This window comes from Cupriavidus sp. MEYA8 (assembly GCF_059278825.1).
Genome location: NZ_CM181221.1, coordinates 1,387,737 through 1,404,818, shown reverse-complemented (window position 1 = coordinate 1,404,818; position 17,082 = coordinate 1,387,737). Strand labels below are relative to the sequence as shown.

The following is a 17,082-nucleotide window of genomic DNA, read 5'->3' as shown; positions in this document are numbered from 1 at the left end:
GCAAGACAGATCCCAAGCCTTACCCCACCCACTTCCTGGCATTCCTGAACATCCGCATCCACGGGCTACCACCATCGCCAACCTGCTTCCAAGCATCCGGCGCCCAGCTCATCGTGGCAGCACGGAACACACGCTCAGGATGCGGCATCAGCACGGTAAAGCGCCCATCGACAGTAGTCACCGAGGTGATGCCCTCAGGCGAACCATTCGGATTCAACGGATAGCTCTGCGTCACCGCGCCGTAGTTGTCGACGAAACGCAGCGCAACGTTGGCCTCGCCGATATTCCCCTGCTGCGAAAAGTCCGCATACCCTTCACCGTGCGCAACCACGATAGGAATGCGGCTACCTTCCATGCCAGCAAAGAAGATCGACGGCGACGACTGCACCTCCACCGTGACATAACGCGCCTCGTACTGCTCCGACTGGTTACGCGTGAACTGCGGCCACGCCCCCGCCCCCGGAATGATCGGCGCCAGGTTGCTCATCATCTGGCAACCATTGCAGACGCCCAGCGCAAACGTGTCCTCGCGATTGAAGAACGCCGCGAACTGCTCGGCCATCTGCGCATTGAACAGGATGGTCTTGGCCCAGCCCTCGCCCGCGCCCAGCACGTCGCCGTAGCTGAAGCCGCCGCAGGCAACAAAGCCCGTGAAATCCGCCAGGTTGGCACGCCCGGCGATCAGGTCGCTCATATGCACATCATGCGTATCGAAGCCCGCACGATCCATGCTGTAGGCCATCTCGATCTGCGAGTTGACGCCCTGCTCCCGCAGGATCGCCACGCGCGGACGCGCGCCGGTAGCGATGAACGGCGCGGCGATGTCCTCCGCCGGATCGAACGTCAGCACCGGGCTGATGCCCGGATCGGCGGCGTCCAGCAGGCGGTCATACTCGCTGTCGGCGCAGGCCGGGTTGTCGCGCAGGCGCGCGATGCGCCAGCTGACCTCGCTCCAGTTGCGCTGCAGGTCCGTGCGCGACGCGCCGAACACCTTCTTGGCATCGCGGTAGATCTCGACCTGGTCGGTGGTGTTGGGCTTGCCGACCACGTGACTGCATGCGGACAGGCCAGCCTCGCGCAGCACCGCGAAGACCGCGTCGCGGTCCTGCAGGCGCACCTGCACCACCGCGCCCAGTTCTTCCGAGAACAGTGCGCGCAGGGTCTGGTCGTTGCGGCGCTCGGCGATCTGCTGGGCCCAGTTCTTGGCGTCGCCGTAGTCCTGTTCCTGCTGCGGATCGAGCGCCAGCATGTCGACGTTCAGCGACACGCCGCAGTGGCCGGCAAAGGCCATCTCGGCCAGCGTGGCGATGAAGCCGCCATCGGAACGGTCATGGTAGGCCAGCAGCTTGCCCTCGCGGTTCAGGCGCTGGATGACGTTGAAGAAGTTCTTCAGGTCTTCAGCGCTGTCGACGTCCGGCGCGCTGTCGCCCACCTGCTGCGTGACCTGCGCCAGGATGCTGCCGCCCATGCGGTTCTTGCCGCGGCTCAGGTCGACGGCGATCAGCACGGTGTCGCCGGCGTCGGTGCGCAGTTGCGGCGTCAGCGTGCGGTTGACGTCGTCCACCGCGGCAAAGGCCGAGATGATCAGCGATACCGGCGCCACCACTTCCTTGTCGACGCCCTCGTCCTGCCACTTGGTGCGCATTGACAGCGAATCCTTGCCCACCGGGATGCTGATGCCCAGCGCCGGGCACAGCTCCATGCCGACGGCATGCACGGTGTCGTACAGCTTTGCATCTTCACCTTCGACGCCGCAGGCAGCCATCCAGTTGGCCGACAGCTTGACCTTGCCCAGCTCCTTGACCGGCGCGGCCGCCAGGTTGGTCAGCGCCTCGCCGATCGCCATGCGGCCGGAAGCCGGTGCATCGATCACGGCCAGCGGCGTGCGCTCGCCCATGGTCATCGCCTCGCCGGCATTGCCCTTGTAGTCCAGCGTGGTCACGGCCACGTCGGCCACCGGCACCTGCCACGGACCGACCATCTGGTCGCGTGCGTTCATGCCGCCCACGGTGCGGTCGCCGATCGAGATCAGGAACGACTTGCTGGCCACGGTCGGATGACGCAGCACGTCGCGCACGGCCTGCTCCAGGCTAATGCTGGTCACGTCCACCGCAGGCAACGGCTGCTCGACGCGCTTGACGTCGCGGTGCATGCGCGGCGGCTTGCCCAGCAGCACGTCCATCGGCATGTTGACGGCGTAGTGCTCCTTGAGCGCAGCGTCGACGCTGGCATCGACCAGTTGCAGCTGCTTTTCCTCGGTGGCGATGCCGACCACGGCGAATGGCGAACGTTCGCGCTCGCACATGGCCTGGAACTGCGGGAAGCTGTCCGGCGCGATCGCCAGCACATAGCGCTCCTGCGACTCGTTGCACCAGATTTCCGCCGGCGACAGGCCGGACTCTTCCAGGTGCACCTGGCGCAGGTCGAAGCGCGCGCCACGGTCGGCGCCGTCCACCAGTTCAGGGAAGGCGTTGGAGATGCCGCCAGCACCGACGTCGTGGATCGAGAGGATCGGGTTGGCGTCGCCAAGCTGCCAGCACGCGTTGATCACTTCCTGCGCGCGGCGCTCCATCTCTGGGTTGCCGCGCTGGACCGAGTCGAAGTCCAGGTCGGCGGTGTTGGTGCCGGTTGCCATCGAGCTGGCGGCGCCGCCGCCCATGCCGATGCGCATGCCCGGGCCGCCCAGCTGGATCAGCAGCGTGCCGGCCGGCAGCGGGTTCTTGTGCGTGTGCGAGGCATCGATATTGCCAATGCCGCCGGCGATCATGATCGGCTTGTGGTAACCGCGCACGGTGCCGCCGACGTTCTGCTCGTAGACGCGGAAGTAGCCACCCAGGTTGGCGCGGCCGAATTCATTGTTGAACGCGGCGCCGCCGAGCGGGCCGTCGATCATGATCTGCAGCGGCGAGGCGATGCGGTCCGGCTTGCCGGTCACGCCAGGCTTGTCGTCGGGGTTGCGGTGCGCCACCGGCTGGGCGGCGTCGCGGTCGTTTTCCCAGGACTCCACCGCCTCGGGCAGCATCAGGTTGGACACCGTGAAGCCGGTCAGGCCGGCCTTGGGCTTGGCGCCGCGGCCAGTCGCGCCTTCGTCGCGGATTTCACCGCCGGCGCCGGTCGAGGCACCCGGGAACGGCGAGATCGCGGTCGGGTGGTTGTGCGTCTCCACCTTCATCAGCGTGTGCGTCAGCGCCTCGTGGCGGCCGTACTTGTGGCTGTCGCCGCGCGGGAACCAGCGCTCGGCCACGTCGCCTTCCATCACCGCCGAGTTGTCCGAATAGGCCACGATCGAGCCCTGCGGATTGAGCTCGTGCGTATTGCGGATCATCGCGAACAGCGACTTGTCCTGCTGCACGCCGTCGATGGTCCAGGTGGCGTTGAAAATCTTGTGGCGGCAGTGTTCGCTGTTGGCCTGCGCGAACATCATCAGCTCGACGTCGGTCGGGTTGCGCTCCAGCTTGCCGTAGGCGTCGACCAGGTAGTCGATCTCGTCCTCGGACAGCGCCAGGCCCATCTCGACGTTGGCCGCGGCCAGCGCGCTGCGGCCGGCGGAGATGTCGATGAAGCGCAGCGGCTTGGCCGGCAGTTCCTGGAACAGGCCGGCGGCATCGTCGCGCGAGGCCACCACGGTCTCGGTCATGCGGTCGAACAGGTGCGCGGCGACGGCGGCGCGGGTGTCCGCGTCCAGCGACTTGCGGCCGCGCAGCAGGCCCTTCTTGCAGATCACGGTGATCTCGATGCCGCGCTCGATGCGGTGGATATGCGTCAGGCCGCAGTTATGGGCGATGTCGGTGGCCTTGCTGGCCCACGGCGAGATCGTGCCGAAGCGCGGGATCACGACGAAGCGGTCGCCCTCGGGCTGCTCGGCGAACGGTGCGCCATAGGTCAGCAGCGCCGCCACGCGCGACTGGTCGTCGGCCGACAGCGGCGTCTGCGCGTCAACAAAATGCAGGAACTGGCCGTGCACCGATTCGATATCGGCATCGATTTGCCGCAGGGCGGTAAGCAGGCGTTGCTGACGGAAGGCGGAAAGCGCCAAAGCGCCGGGGAAGCACGAGAAATGCGCCATGATCGTAGCGGTCGGGAGGCGTGTAGTAAGGCCGGGAAGGCCTGGGTAATGGCTGGGTATGGCTGCTGCTTGGCCGGCACCGCTGCATGGGGTGTCCGGCTGGCGGGAAACCGCTATTGTACCTTGCCGAGGGCGTGATTTTGCACTGCGCCATCACGACGGCTCCGTGCTACACGGATTCGTGATAATGCTTATGCATCACTTTACGCAATTTATCGCCCATGCGGCATGTGCGACCGCCGGGCCGACACCGGGCCGAATCTCGCCTGCCATGCACGGCACGCGGCGCTTATGCGCGCCATTCGGCATTTTTAGCTTGACACTTGATTCCCGAATTATGAGCATGGTCACCACCCCCGGTACCGCAACCCCGCGCCCATGCCATCCATGCTTCCCGATCTCGATACCCTGAACACCCGCCTGCGCGAGGGCGCCACCAGCCGCGCGGCGATCCTCGAGCAGGCCGCCGCCGCGGCAGCCGGGCCCGCCGCCGAGGCGGTGTTCCTGCACAGCACGTTCGAGGCTGCTGCCCAGGTTGCCCGCGCCGCCGATGCCGCCAGCGGTGCCGGCAAGACGCTGCACCCGCTGGCCGGCCTGCCGGTCTCGGTGAAAGACCTCTATGACATCGCCGGAGAAGTCACGCGCGCAGCCTCGGTCGTGCGCCGCGATGCCGCCCCGGCGACGGCGGACGCGACCGTGGTGGCGCGCCTGCGCCAGGCGGGCGCCGCCCTCGTCGGCCGCACCAATATGACGGAGTTCGCCTTCTCCGGCGTCGGCATCAATCCCCACTACGGCACGCCGGCCAACCCGGCCAGCGAGCCCGGCACGCCGCGCATTCCCGGCGGGTCGTCGTCGGGCGCGGCAGTGTCGGTGGCGCTCGGGCTGGCGGTCGCCGCGCTCGGCAGCGATACCGGCGGCTCGATCCGCATCCCGGCCGCGCTGTGCGGCATCACCGGTTTCAAGCCGACTGCCCGGCGCGTGCCGCTGACCGGCGCCTTCCCGTTGTCGTATACGCTCGACACCGCGTGCGCCATGGCGCGCACGGTCGGCGACTGCGTCGCGGTCGATGCCGTGATCGCCGACCAGGCGGTGCTGCCGCGTGTCACCAGCCCGACGGCGACGCGGCTGGCAATTCCGCGCCAGTACCTGCTGGACGACCTCGACCCCGTCGTGGCCCGCGCCTTCGACCGCGCACTCGGCCGGCTGTCGGCCGCCGGCGTGCAGCTGGAACACGTCGACCTGCCCGAGCTTGGCGAGCTCGCCGCCCTGAACGCACAGGGCGGCTTCAGCGCGCCCGAGGCCTATGCCATCCACCGCCATGTGCTGGCCGGCAAGCGCGAGCTGTACGACCCGCGCGTGGCGTCGCGCATCGACCGCGGCGCAACGGTCAGCGCCGCCGACTATATCGACCTGGGCCGCGCCCGCCTCGACTGGATCGCCCGCATGGAAGCGCGCCTGGCCCGCTTCGACGCCGTGGTGTGCCCGACCGTGCCGATGGTTGCGCCCGAGATCGCCCCGCTGCGCACCGATGACGCGCAGTTCTTCCGCGTCAATGCCCTGCTGTTGCGCAATACCTCGGCCTTCAACTTCTTCGACGGCTGCTCGATCTCGATGCCCTGCCATGCGCCGGACGAACTGCCGGTCGGGCTGATGCTGTCGCACGGCCCGATGCGCGATGCCGGACTGCTGGGCACGGCGCTTGCATTGGAACGGATCGTGCAACCGTCTTCGCGCGACGACTGAGACCGCCGCCGCGCTGTTGATCTTGCGCCGACCGCGGCCCGCCGCGCAAGGCACCAGGTAGTACGCAGACAAGCTGTACAACCGCGCCCCCGAGCGCACACCAGGAGAGATCGAGATGCGAGTCAAGGCAATCGTTGCGGCTGGCCTGGCGCTGGCCGCCATGACGGTACAGGCGGATACCAAGTGGGACCTGCCCACCGGCTACCCGGCGAGCAACCTGCATACGGAAAACCTGCAGCAGATGGCCAACGACGTCGACAAGGCGACCGGCGGCAAGCTCAAGATCGTGCTGCATCCCAATGGCTCGCTGCTCAAGGCCAACGAGATCAAGCGCGGCGTGCAGACCGGCCAGGTGCAGATGGGCGAGATCCTGATGTCGCTGCTGGCCAACGAGAATCCGGTGTTCGGCGTGGATTCGGTGCCATTCCTGGCCACCAGTTATGGCGATGCCTACAGGCTGTGGCAGGCCTCGCGCCCGGTCACAGAGAAGGTGCTCGACAAGCAGGGCATCAAGCTGCTCTATGCGGTGGCATGGCCGCCCCAGGGCATCTACGCCAACAAGCCGATCAACTCGGCCGCCGACATGAAGGGACTGAAGTGGCGGGCCTACAACCCGGCCACCTCGCGCATCGCCGAACTGGTCAGCGCGCAGCCGGTGACGATCCAGGCGGCCGACCTGGCGCAGGCGCTGGCCACCGGCACGGTCAATTCGTTCATGTCGTCGGGGGCGACAGGGGTCGACACCAAGGTGTGGGAAAGCGTGAAGTACTTCTACACCGTGGATGCGTGGCTGCCCAAGAACATGCTGGTGGTCAGCAAGAAGGCCTTCGCGGCGCTGGACAAGCCCACGCAGGACGCGCTGCTCAAGGCCGTCGCCGACGCCGAGAAGCGCGGCTGGCAGGTCTCGGAGCAGAAGACCAGGGAGTACCTGGCCACCTTGTCGAAGAACGGCATGACGGTGCAGGCGCCCTCGCCGCAGCTCAAGGCCGACATGCAGAAGGTCGGCCAGACCATGGTGGACGACTGGGCCAAGACCGCGGGCGATGACGGGAAGGCCATCCTCAACGCTTATCGCAAGTAAGCAAGCAAGCCCGTACCGCAGCCTTCCCGCCAGGCCGCGCAGGCTGGCATGGCGGGAATTCCTTCCTTCCTGACGCTGCCATCATGCCGACTACCCCACTCCCCAAGCGCTGGCTCGACCGTCTGCTCGACCTGTTCGCCGCGCTCGGCGCGCTCTGCATTTTCGCCGTCTGCGTGATCATGATCCTGATGTCGCTGTCGCGCGAGACCGCGGTGATCTTCAAGGGCGGCGACGATATCGTCGCGTGGCTGTGCGCGGCCTCGGCCTTTCTCGTCCTGGGCCAGACTTTCCAGCACGGCGGCATCGTGCGCGTGGAAATGCTGCTCGAAGCCGTCGGCCCACGCCTGCGCTGGGTGCTGGAGGTGGTCTCGCTGACCGTCTGCCTGGCGTTTGCCGCCTACGCGGCATGGGCACTCGGCACCTTCGCCTGGCAAAGCTGGGACATCGGCGATGTCTCGCAGGGACAGATCGTGATCCCGCTGTGGATTCCGCAGAGCTTCGCGGTGGTGGGCATCATCGGCTTCCTGCTGGCGGTGGCCGACGAATGGCTGCGCGTGCTGCGCCGGCAGAAGCCGCGCTACCGGCTCGCGCAGGAAGCCAGGCTCGCCGCCGGCGATTTCGGGGAGACGGTCTGATGAGCACAGTCCTGGTTGCATTGGTCCTGCTGCTGGTGCTGATCGTCTTCCTGGCGATCGGCGCGTGGATCCCGGTGGCCATCGCGGTCACGTCGTGGATCGGGCTGGTGGTCTTCTCCGACCGCGAGGCGCTGGTGAGCCTGGCCAACGCGTGGTGGTCGTCGAGTGCGTCGTACACGCTGGCCTCGCTGCCGCTCTTTGTCTGGATGGGCGAGATCCTGTTCCGCACCAAGCTGTCGGAGCAGATGTTCACCGGGCTTTCGCCGTGGTTGAACTGGCTGCCAGGGCGGCTGATGCACGTTAACATCCTGGGTTGCGGCATCTTCGGCTCGGTGTCGGGATCGTCTGCGGCGACGTGCGCCACCATCGCCAAGTCCGCGTTGCCGGAGCTGACGCGGCGCGGCTATGACGAGCGCACCACGCTCGGCTCGCTGTCTTGCGCGGGCACGCTGGGCATCCTGATCCCGCCGTCGATCACGATGGTGGTGTATGCGGTGTCGGCGGACGTGTCGATCATCCGCGTGTTCCTGGCCGGCTTTATCCCCGGGCTGATGCTGATGCTGCTGTTCTCCGGCTATATCGTTGTCTGGGCGCTGGCCAACCCGGACAAGACCCCGGCGCCAGACCGCTTCGACTGGCACGCGCGGCTGGCGTCGATCCGTCAGCTGCTGCCGTGCATCGTGCTGATCGCCTTTATCGCGTGGGTGATGGTCACCGGTTATGCCACCGCGACCGAAGCGGCGGCTTACGGCGTGGTGGCGTCGCTGGGGCTGGCGTGGGCGGGCGGCTCGCTGACGCGCGCGGCGTTCTGGGACAGCCTGATGTCGGCGACGCGGCTGACCGCGATGATCATGTTCGTGCTCGGCGCCACCTCGTTCCTGTCGGTGACGATGAGCTTTACCGGCATCCCGCGCGCACTGGCCGAGTGGGTGGCGGCGCTGCAACTGTCGCCGTGGGCGCTGATCGCGGTGCTGACGGTGATCTACATCGTGCTCGGCACCGCGCTGGACGGCATCTCGATGATCGCGCTGACGACTGCCACGGTGCTGCCGATGGTGCAGGCGGCCGGGTTCGACCTGGTCTGGTTCGGCATCTTCATCGTGCTGCTGGTGGAGATCGCCGAGGTGACGCCGCCGGTGGGGTTCAACCTGTTCGTGCTGCAGAGCATGACCGGCAAGGACAGCAACTATATCGCCCGGGTCTCGCTGCCGTTCTTCATGATGATGGTGGTCGCCATCGGCATCATCACGATCTGGCCGCAGGTGGTGACGTGGCTGCCTGACCTGGTCATGCAGCAGGAGGTCAAATAGCATGGGCCCGGCGCCGCTCGTGCGCCGCTGCGCTGGGCGGAGGCCGCTGACCGCATGCATGTGATTGTCATCGGCGCCGGCGTAATCGGCGTCTGTTCCGCGTGGTACCTGCGCCAGGCCGGTTTCGACGTGACCGTGCTGGAGCGGCGCGCCGCGCCCGCGCAGGAAACCAGCTTCGGCAATGCCGGCATGATCGCGCCGGGCTATGTCACGCCGTGGGCGGCGCCGGGCATGCCGGGCAAGGTGCTGCGCACGCTGTTCGCGCGCGAGGCGCCGGTGGTGTTCCGCCCGTCGGCGGACCCGGCGATGTGGCGCTGGATCGCGCGCTGGCTGCGCGAATGCGATCTGGAACGCTACCGTGCCAACAAGCTGCGCATGCAGCGGCTGGCGTTCTACAGCCGCGCCTGCCTGCACCGGCTGCGCAGTGAACTGGAGATCGACTACGAGCAGTCGCAAGGCTACCTGCAGCTGTTCCGCACCGCGCGCGACCTGGACGTGGCAGGCCCCGCGGTGGCGCTGCTGCGCGAGAACAATGTGCCGCACCGGCTGGTCAGCGCGCAGGAATGCCGGCGCATCGAACCCGGCCTGGCGGCCGATACGCCGCTGGCCGGCGGCCTGCACCTGCCCGAGGATGAGTCCGGCAACTGCCCGATGTTCGTGCGCGCGCTGCACCGGCATGCCGAGGCGGCGGGGGTGGCATTTCGCTTCGAAGCTCAGGTAGCGCGCATCCGGCCAGACCAGCGTGGCAAGCTGCAGGTCGAACTCGCGCACGGCAAGAGCGAGAGCGCGCTGGTGCTGGCCGCCGACCGCGTGCTGGTCGCCGCCGGGGTCGACAGTGTCCCGCTGCTGCGGCCGCTGGGCCTGCGCGTGCCGCTGTATCCGGTCAAGGGATACTCGATCACGCTGCTGGTGCGCGACGAACTGCAGGCGCCGCTGGGCGCGCTGATGGACGAGTCGTACAAGATCGCGATCACGCGGCTGGGCAACCGCATGCGCGTCGCCGGCACGGCCGAGCTGGGTTCGCGCCGGCTCGACCTGCGCCCCGCCGCGCTGCGCACACTGGTCAAGGTAGCGCGCGACTGGTTCCCGGTGGCGGGCAACTACCAGGAAGCCACGCAATGGGCCGGTGCGCGCCCGATGCTGCCGGACGGACCGCCGCTGATCGGCCCCACCGCCGTGCCCGGCCTGTTCCTTAACCTCGGCCACGGCTCGACGGGCTGGGCGATGAGCTGCGGATCAGGCAAGATTGCGGCTGACCAGATCGCCGCCAGCGCCGGCGCGGCACGCGGGCCCGACATCGACATGGAGGGGCTGCTGCCGGACCGCTATGGCCTTGGCCCCGCCGGATAGCCACCATGAGCCACCCTGCCACTTCCACCGCCGCGCCGCAAGACCAGGGCGACGGCTGGTTCGAGCTCGACGCCGCCTCGCCCTTGGCTGTGCCGCTGTACGACGTCGCCGCCATCCGCCGCATCGAGAATGCCGCATTCGCACGACTGCCTTCGTTCACGCTGATGTCGCGCGCCGGCGCTGCCGCCGCGGACTGGCTGGCGCGGCATGCGCCGGCGGGTCCATTGTTATTTCTTGCCGGGCCGGGCAACAACGGTGGCGACGCACTGGTGGCCGCGACGCTGCTGCACGGCGCGGGCCGCACGGTGCAGGTATGGATCGCGGCGAACCCGGCCCGGCTGCCGGCCGATGCGGCGATCGCGTGGCAGCAGGCGCAGGCGGCCGGCGTGCCGATCCGAGAAGCCGGGGAGATGCCGGCATCCGCATCGGATCCCGCACCGGAGTGGCCGCCACAGGCCGCCGCCATCGTCGACGGCCTGCTCGGCATCGGGCTGAACCGCGCGGCCAGCGGCGCCATGGCGTGGTGGATCGAGCAGGTTAACCGCAGCGGGCTGCCGGTATTCGCGCTCGACATTCCCAGCGGGCTGTTCGCCGATACCGGTGCGGGCGCACCGGCGATCCGCGCCCGCCGCACGCTGACCTTCATTGCCGCCAAGCCCGGCCTGCTGACGCTGGATGGCCGCGATTGTGCCGGCGCCGTCGACATCGCGCCGATCGGCCTCGACTATCCTCCCGCGGAACCGCCGCATGCAATGGCCAACGGCACGGCGCTGTTCGGCGCAGCGCTGCCGCGACGGCACCATGCCGGCAACAAGGGCACGCATGGCTCGCTGGCGGTGATCGGCGGCAACCACGGCATGACGGGCGCGCCCTTGCTCGGTGCCCGTGCCGCGCAGTTCCTGGGCGCGGGCAAGGTCCATATCGGCTTTCTGGCGCAGCCGGCGCCGCTGCTCGACCCGGTGCATCCGGAACTGATGCTGCATGCGCTGGACGGCCTGGCGCCGGGCGCAATGTCGGCACTAGTGATCGGCCCCGGGCTTGGCACCGACGCCACGGCGCAGCGACACTTCGCGCGGCTGCTGCAGGCACTAGCCACGACGCCGGTGCCGACGGTGCTCGACGCGGATGCGCTCAACCTGCTCGCTGCCGATCCCGCCCATGCCGGCGCGCTGGCCGCCGCCCGCGCACCCTGCGTGATGACGCCGCACCCGCTTGAAGCGGCGCGCCTGATGGGCACCTCGGTGACGGACGTGCAGCGCGACCGCATCGCGGCGGCCACCGCGCTGGCCAGGCAATGGCAGGCGGTGGTCGTGCTGAAGGGCTCGGGATCGGTGATCGCAGCGCCGGACGGCAGTCCCGCCACACTGAACCCGACCGGCAACGCGGCGCTGGCCAGCGCCGGCACCGGCGACGTGCTGGCCGGCATGATCGGCGCATTGCTGGCGCAGGGCATGCCGCCGCTGCCGGCCGCGCAGGCGGCGGTATGGATCCACGGCCAGGCGGCGGACGACCTCGTCACGCAAGGCACCGGACCGGCCGGCGTGACCGCCAGCGAACTGTACCTGCCCGCACGCACCGTATTCAACCGGTTGCTCACGGAGAGCGGCGCGTGACGTCCGGTGCGCCGGTCACGACGCGGCCGTCAGACAACGTCCGATAGCTGGCTGGCACGCCGGATGCTATGTTGCAAGTGGTAACGATATGGCGTGGCGACCTGCACGGATGGTCACATTGCTGACGCTATACTTCCTGTCTGCGACTCGGCTCGCGCCCCTGCAACCTGAATTGTCCTGCATGCCCACTGACCTTCACGCCTGGAACGCCCTGCTTCGGCACCATGACACGATTCGCGATGCACAGATGCGCGAGTGGTTCGATGCCGATGGCAAGCAGCGCGTCGCGCAGTTTTCGCTGGAAGCCGCCGGCCTCTATCTCGACTATTCGAAGAACCGCATCACGCCCGAGACCATGCGGCTGCTGGTGCAACTGGCAGCCGAATCCGGTGTGCCGCAGCGGCGCGACGCGATGTTTGCCGGCGAGCATATCAACACCACCGAGGACCGCGCGGCGCTGCATGTGGCGCTGCGCGCCACGGCCGGTGATGGCTACAAGGTCGACGGCGAGCGCGTCATGCCGGCCATCCAGCAGGTGTTGGTGCGCATGCGCGACTTCTCCGAGCGCGTGCGCAGCGGCGCATGGAAAGGCGCCACGGGCGAACGCATCACCGACGTGATCAACATCGGCATCGGCGGCTCCGACCTCGGGCCGCGCATGGTATGCCGCGCGCTGTCGCACCTGTCCGACGCTGATGGCCACGACGGCCCGCGCATGCACTTCGTCTCCAATGTCGACGGCACCGACCTCGCCGAAACGCTGGTGCGCCTCGACCCGCAACGTACGCTGGTGATCGTCTGTTCCAAGACCTTCACCACGCTGGAAACCATGGCCAATGCGCGCAGCGCGCGTGCCTGGTTCATCGCCAGCGGGGTGGCCGAGAACGACCTGGCCAAGCATTTCGTCGCGGTCTCGACCAATACCGACGCGGTGCGCGAGTTCGGCATCGATCCCGCCAACATGTTCGAGTTCTGGGACTGGATCGGCGGGCGCTTCTCGCTGTGGTCGTCGGTCGGCCTGTCGATCACGCTGGCGGTGGGCTTCAACGCCTTTGCCGACCTGCTCGCCGGCGGCCACGCCATGGACGAGCACTTCCGCACCGCGCCGCTGGAGCGCAACATGCCGGTGATCCTCGGCATGCTGGGCATCTGGTACCGCAATTTCTGGCACCTGCCGACCAGCTGCATGGCGCCCTACTCGACTTCGCTCGAACTGTTCCCCGCATTCCTGCAGCAGCTGGAGATGGAGAGCAACGGCAAGTCGGTGCAGCTCGACGGGCAGCGCGTGCGCACGCATACCTCGCCGGTGGTGTGGGGCACGGCCGGCACCAACGGCCAGCATGCCTACTTCCAGCAGATTCACCAGGGCTCGCAAGTGGTGCCGGTGGATTTCGTCGCGCCGCTGGTGCCGCCGCGCCGGCTGCCGGGCCATCACGCCAAGCTGCTCGCCAACTGCTTTGCGCAGGCCGAGGCGCTGATGCGCGGCCGCAGCGCCGACGAGCTGCGCGCCGGGGGGCTGAACGACGAAGTTCGCATCGCCCATATGGTGTTCGATGGCAACCGGCCCAGCAATACCTTGCTGATGGAGGACCTGACGCCGCACGTGCTGGGCGCGCTGATCGCGCTCTATGAGCATCGCACCTTCGTGCAGGGCGTGGTGTGGAAGATCAATTCGTTCGACCAGTGGGGCGTGGAACTGGGCAAGATCCTCGCGCGGCCGATCGAAGCCGAGCTCACCGGCGCCGGCACCGGCCAGCACGACGCCTCGACCGCGGCGCTGATCGAGCGCGCCCGCGCGGTCCTGAAGGCAGGCGCCGCCAGCTAGCGCGTCAGACCTCAGCGCCCATCCATTCGTCGCTGGCCACACGGCCGGCGTCGATGGTCAGGATGCGCCCACAGCGTGCCGCCACCGAGCGGTCATGCGTGACCAGCACCAGCGTCGAGCCGGCGTCGCGGTTGAGCGCGAACATCAGCGCGATCACCGCCTCGCCGGTGGCCGTGTCGAGGCTGCCGGTGGGTTCGTCGGCAAACAGGATGTCGGGACGCGCGACGAACGCGCGTGCCAGCGCCACGCGCTGCTGCTCGCCGCCCGACAACGTGCGCGGATAGTGGCTCAGGCGCGCTCCCAGGCCGACGCGTTGCAGCATGTCCACCGCGCGCTCGCGCACCTGCGACGTTTCACCGCGCAATTCCAGCGGCAGCATCACGTTTTCCAGCGCGGTCAGGTGCCCCACCAGCTGGAACGACTGGAACACAAAGCCGACATGCCGGCCGCGCAGCGCTGCGCGCTGGTCCTCGTCCAGTGCATACAGGTCCTGCCCATGCAGGCGCACCGTGCCCGCGCTGGGCAGGTCCAGCCCGGCCAGCAGTCCCAGCAGCGTCGACTTGCCCGAGCCGGACGCGCCCACGATGGCCAGCGTTTCACCCGGCGTGACGGAAAACGACACCTCGTGCAAAATCGTCAGCGAACCTGTCGTGTCGGCTACGGTCTTTCCAAGGGACTCGACGGCAAGAATGGAAGAGGACATGGATAAAGTGATCCGAGTGATCGGAGAAATCCGGCACAAAAGGCGCAGGCTGCTGCTGGCAGCCGCGGCGACGCTGACGATGTTGGGCGGGATGCAGCCCGCACAGGCCGCAGCGCCTGCGTTGCTGGTGCTGGGCGACAGCCTGTCCGCCGAATACGGCATCACGCGCGGCACCGGCTGGGTCACGCTGCTGCAAGACCGGCTCAGGCAAGAGCGCTTCGATTATAACGTCGTCAATGCCAGCATCAGCGGCGAGACCACCATCGGCGGCAAGACTCGCTTGCCGGACCTGTTGTCGCGGCACAAGCCGGCCATCGTGGTGGTGGAGCTGGGTGCCAACGACGCCCTGCGCGGCCTGCCGCTGCAGACCACGGAGTCCAACCTGCGCCAGATCGTCAGCAGCGCGCAGAAGGCCGGCGCCGGGGTGCTGCTGGTCGGCATGCGCATCCCGCCCAACTATGGCCAGGACTACACCGAAAAGTTCTTCTCGCTGTATCCGAAGCTGGCCGGCGAATACAAGGTGCGGCTGGTGCCGTTCTTCCTCGACAAGGTGATGGCCAGGCAGGATTGGTTCCAGCCGGACCGCATCCACCCCACCGCCGAGGCGCAGCCGGCACTGCTGGAGACAGTGTGGCCGCAGCTCAAGCCGATGCTCAAGCGTAACGCTGACAGGTAGACGATTAAGAGATAAGAGACGATCACGGCGAAGCTTCCAGCAACAAAAAACCCCTGCCTCCATGGCAGGGGTTTTTTGCTTGCGGCGCGCGGCGTGGCGCGTGCCAGCCTTACCAGCCTTACTCGGCGTTCTGCGCCTGCTTGTCCGCCGGCGTCAACAGCTTGACCTTGGAGCGCGCCTTCAGGCTTTCATAGAAGGCCTGCAGGTCAGCCTGGCCGGCGAGTTGCGACAGTTGCTGCGCTTCGGCCTGGCGTTGCGCCGGGTTGGCTTGCGCCGGCTGGCTGACCTTGGAGATGCGATAGACGGCATAGCCATCGGCGCCCAGGTCAACGCCAACTACCGCGGGCAGCTTGGTGGCATCGGCCCGCATCACTGCCTCGACCGCCTTCGGCGGCACGCCATCGGCCTTGGCGCGCGACACGGTCTGCACCGCGCCGAAGCCGTCGGCGCTGTCGGCCTTCTTCAGCGCCTCGAGGCGCGCCTCGCCATCCTTGCGGGCCAGTTCCGCAGCCTGCTGGGCGATATAGCCTTCGCGCACCTTGGCTTCCACTTCCTCGAACTTGCGCACGGTGGCCGGGCGATAGTCGACGATGCGGGCCGCGACCAGCGTATTCGGCGCGACCTGGACGGCTTCGGTATTGCGCTTCTTCTGGACCGACTCTTCGCTGAACAGTGCCTTCAGCACCTTTTCGTTGTTGAGCGGGTTCTGCGCGCCCTGGGCCGGGTTCGGCTTGCGCGTCACGTTGTCGGCGGTCTGGATCGTCAGCTTGAATTTGTCGGCGGCCGGCTTCAGGCTGTCAGCCTGTTCGTACACCATGTTGCCGAAGGCGTCGGCCTGCTCGGCGAACTTCTTGTCGGCCAGCTGTTTGCGCAGCTCGGCTTCCAGTTCGGTGCGCACGGCTTCAAGCGGCCTGGTTTCAGACGCCTTGATGCCGGTCAGCTTGATGATGTGGAAACCGTAGTCGGTCTCGACCACGTCGCTGATCTGGCCATCCTTGAGCGCGTACATCGCCTCCTCGAACGGCTTGACCAGCGCGCCCCGGCCCATGAAGCCGAGGTCGCCGCCCTTCTCGGCCGAGCCCGGATCCTGCGACTGCTTCTTCGCCACATCGGCAAAGGTCTCGGGATGCTTGCGCAGCTCTTCCAGCAGCTTGGTCGCCTTGTCCTTGGCGGCCTGGCGTTCGCCAGCCGGTGCATCCTTCGGCGCGACGATCAGGATATGGCTGGCACGGCGCTGCTCATCGGTACGGAAGCGCGCGATATTGCTTTCGTAGTAGGACTTCAGCTCTTCCGGCGTGACCGCCTGCGCGGCAGCAAGGGCTTCGCCCGACAGCACCAGATATTCGACCTTGGCCTGCTCCGGCACCGAGAACGCCGACTGGTGGCTGTCATAGTAAGCCTTCAGCGCGGCGGCATCGGGCTGCACCTTGGCGGTGTAGCTGGCCGGCTTGAACACCAGTGCCTGCACATCGCGCTGCTGGTCGCGCACGGCGATCAGGCGCTCGAGCAGCGACTTGGGCATGAATGCCGTGGCGGCCACCGAGGCGCCCAGTTGCTGCGTCGCCAACTCGAAGCGCATGCGGGCATCGAACTGCTCGGGCGTCATGCCCTGCGACTGCAGCAGCTGCAGATAGGCCTTGTCGTCGATCTTGCCGTCCGCCTTGCGCGGCAGCTGCGCGATCGCCGGCAGGTTGCTGATTTCCTCGAGCAGCTTGGCATCCGACACGGTCAGGTGCTCGCGCGCCACGGTATTGGCCATGACGCGCTGCAGGATCAGCTGGTCCAGTACCGCCTTGCGCGCCTCCGGGCCTTCGAACTGGCGCGGATCGTAGTTGTTGCCGAGGATCTGGCGCGCACGCTCGCTCTGGTCACGCACGACGTTGTCGACTTCCTGCACGCTGATGGCCCGGCCCTCGACCTTGGCCGCATCGTGCGAGCTGTCCATGAAGCGCGAGTAGCTCTCCACGCCGAAGAACACGAACGACGGGAAAACAAGCACCAGCAGCAGCAAGAGCATCAGGCGCCGGTTGTTGCGTACGAAATCAAGCATGCGGATTCGGGTAGTGGATTGGCACGAAAG

The 17,082-nt window shown here is 67.6% G+C and carries 11 protein-coding genes; 8 read left to right on the top strand and 3 right to left on the bottom strand.

What is annotated here, in order from left to right; translation table 11 throughout:
* Positions 1 to 19 precede the first annotated feature (19 nt).
* Complete coding sequence (gene purL, locus AC5WJ1_RS06505; protein ID WP_135705055.1) at positions 20 to 4,066, bottom strand: phosphoribosylformylglycinamidine synthase; 4,047 nt, start codon at positions 4,064 to 4,066, stop codon at positions 20 to 22.
* Positions 4,067 to 4,444: 378 nt separating this feature from the next.
* On the opposite strand from purL, the gene AC5WJ1_RS06500 reads away from it, so the two are divergent.
* The 7 genes from AC5WJ1_RS06500 (at position 4,445) to pgi (ending at position 13,623) form a co-directional block, all read left to right on the top strand.
* Complete coding sequence (locus AC5WJ1_RS06500) at positions 4,445 to 5,809, top strand: amidase (protein WP_195431409.1); 1,365 nt, start codon at positions 4,445 to 4,447, stop codon at positions 5,807 to 5,809.
* 115 nt (positions 5,810 to 5,924) lie between these two features.
* The gene (locus AC5WJ1_RS06495) at positions 5,925 to 6,890 is read left to right on the top strand and encodes a TRAP transporter substrate-binding protein (protein ID WP_135705053.1); all 966 of its coding nucleotides are present in this window, start codon (positions 5,925 to 5,927) and stop codon (positions 6,888 to 6,890) included.
* An 83-nt stretch (positions 6,891 to 6,973) separates the two neighbouring features.
* Positions 6,974 to 7,525: a TRAP transporter small permease subunit gene (locus tag AC5WJ1_RS06490; protein WP_135705052.1), complete on the top strand. Its 552-nt coding sequence runs from the start codon at positions 6,974 to 6,976 to the stop codon at positions 7,523 to 7,525.
* Complete coding sequence (locus tag AC5WJ1_RS06485) at positions 7,525 to 8,835, top strand: TRAP transporter large permease (RefSeq protein WP_133096875.1); 1,311 nt, start codon at positions 7,525 to 7,527, stop codon at positions 8,833 to 8,835. The genes AC5WJ1_RS06490 and AC5WJ1_RS06485 overlap by 1 nt, the downstream gene beginning before the upstream one ends.
* A gap of 54 nt (positions 8,836 to 8,889) precedes the next feature.
* Positions 8,890 to 10,185: a D-amino acid dehydrogenase gene (locus tag AC5WJ1_RS06480; RefSeq protein WP_135705051.1), complete on the top strand. Its 1,296-nt coding sequence runs from the start codon at positions 8,890 to 8,892 to the stop codon at positions 10,183 to 10,185.
* Positions 10,186 to 10,190: 5 nt separating this feature from the next.
* A complete protein-coding gene (locus tag AC5WJ1_RS06475; RefSeq protein ID WP_135705050.1) occupies positions 10,191 to 11,798 on the top strand; it encodes an NAD(P)H-hydrate dehydratase in 1,608 nt (535 codons plus the stop codon).
* A gap of 181 nt (positions 11,799 to 11,979) precedes the next feature.
* Positions 11,980 to 13,623, top strand: a complete 1,644-nt coding sequence (gene pgi / locus AC5WJ1_RS06470) for a glucose-6-phosphate isomerase (RefSeq protein WP_434032895.1) — start codon at positions 11,980 to 11,982, stop codon at positions 13,621 to 13,623.
* A gap of 4 nt (positions 13,624 to 13,627) precedes the next feature.
* Here the strand turns inward: pgi and AC5WJ1_RS06465 are convergent, their stop codons facing one another.
* The gene (locus AC5WJ1_RS06465) at positions 13,628 to 14,326 is read right to left on the bottom strand and encodes an ABC transporter ATP-binding protein (protein ID WP_133096871.1); all 699 of its coding nucleotides are present in this window, start codon (positions 14,324 to 14,326) and stop codon (positions 13,628 to 13,630) included.
* Between AC5WJ1_RS06465 and AC5WJ1_RS06460 the strand changes: the two genes are divergently transcribed.
* Positions 14,313 to 15,002: an arylesterase gene (locus tag AC5WJ1_RS06460; protein ID WP_135705049.1), complete on the top strand. Its 690-nt coding sequence runs from the start codon at positions 14,313 to 14,315 to the stop codon at positions 15,000 to 15,002. The genes AC5WJ1_RS06465 and AC5WJ1_RS06460 overlap by 14 nt on opposite strands.
* A gap of 118 nt (positions 15,003 to 15,120) precedes the next feature.
* Here AC5WJ1_RS06460 and AC5WJ1_RS06455 read toward each other — a convergent pair whose 3' ends face one another.
* Positions 15,121 to 17,052: a SurA N-terminal domain-containing protein gene (locus tag AC5WJ1_RS06455; RefSeq protein WP_494476429.1), complete on the bottom strand. Its 1,932-nt coding sequence runs from the start codon at positions 17,050 to 17,052 to the stop codon at positions 15,121 to 15,123.
* Positions 17,053 to 17,082: the final 30 nt, after the last annotated feature.

Coding starts and splice junctions, on each gene's coding strand:
- purL (WP_135705055.1), bottom strand. CDS start 4,066: ATGGCGCATTTCTCGTGCTTCCCCGGCGCTTTGGCGCTTTCCGCCTTC.
- AC5WJ1_RS06500 (WP_195431409.1), top strand. CDS start 4,445: ATGCCATCCATGCTTCCCGATCTCGATACCCTGAACACCCGCCTGCGC.
- AC5WJ1_RS06495 (WP_135705053.1), top strand. CDS start 5,925: ATGCGAGTCAAGGCAATCGTTGCGGCTGGCCTGGCGCTGGCCGCCATG.
- AC5WJ1_RS06490 (WP_135705052.1), top strand. CDS start 6,974: ATGCCGACTACCCCACTCCCCAAGCGCTGGCTCGACCGTCTGCTCGAC.
- AC5WJ1_RS06485 (WP_133096875.1), top strand. CDS start 7,525: ATGAGCACAGTCCTGGTTGCATTGGTCCTGCTGCTGGTGCTGATCGTC.
- AC5WJ1_RS06480 (WP_135705051.1), top strand. CDS start 8,890: ATGCATGTGATTGTCATCGGCGCCGGCGTAATCGGCGTCTGTTCCGCG.
- AC5WJ1_RS06475 (WP_135705050.1), top strand. CDS start 10,191: ATGAGCCACCCTGCCACTTCCACCGCCGCGCCGCAAGACCAGGGCGAC.
- pgi (WP_434032895.1), top strand. CDS start 11,980: ATGCCCACTGACCTTCACGCCTGGAACGCCCTGCTTCGGCACCATGAC.
- AC5WJ1_RS06460 (WP_135705049.1), top strand. CDS start 14,313: ATGGAAGAGGACATGGATAAAGTGATCCGAGTGATCGGAGAAATCCGG.
- AC5WJ1_RS06465 (WP_133096871.1), bottom strand. CDS start 14,326: ATGTCCTCTTCCATTCTTGCCGTCGAGTCCCTTGGAAAGACCGTAGCC.
- AC5WJ1_RS06455 (WP_494476429.1), bottom strand. CDS start 17,052: ATGCTTGATTTCGTACGCAACAACCGGCGCCTGATGCTCTTGCTGCTG.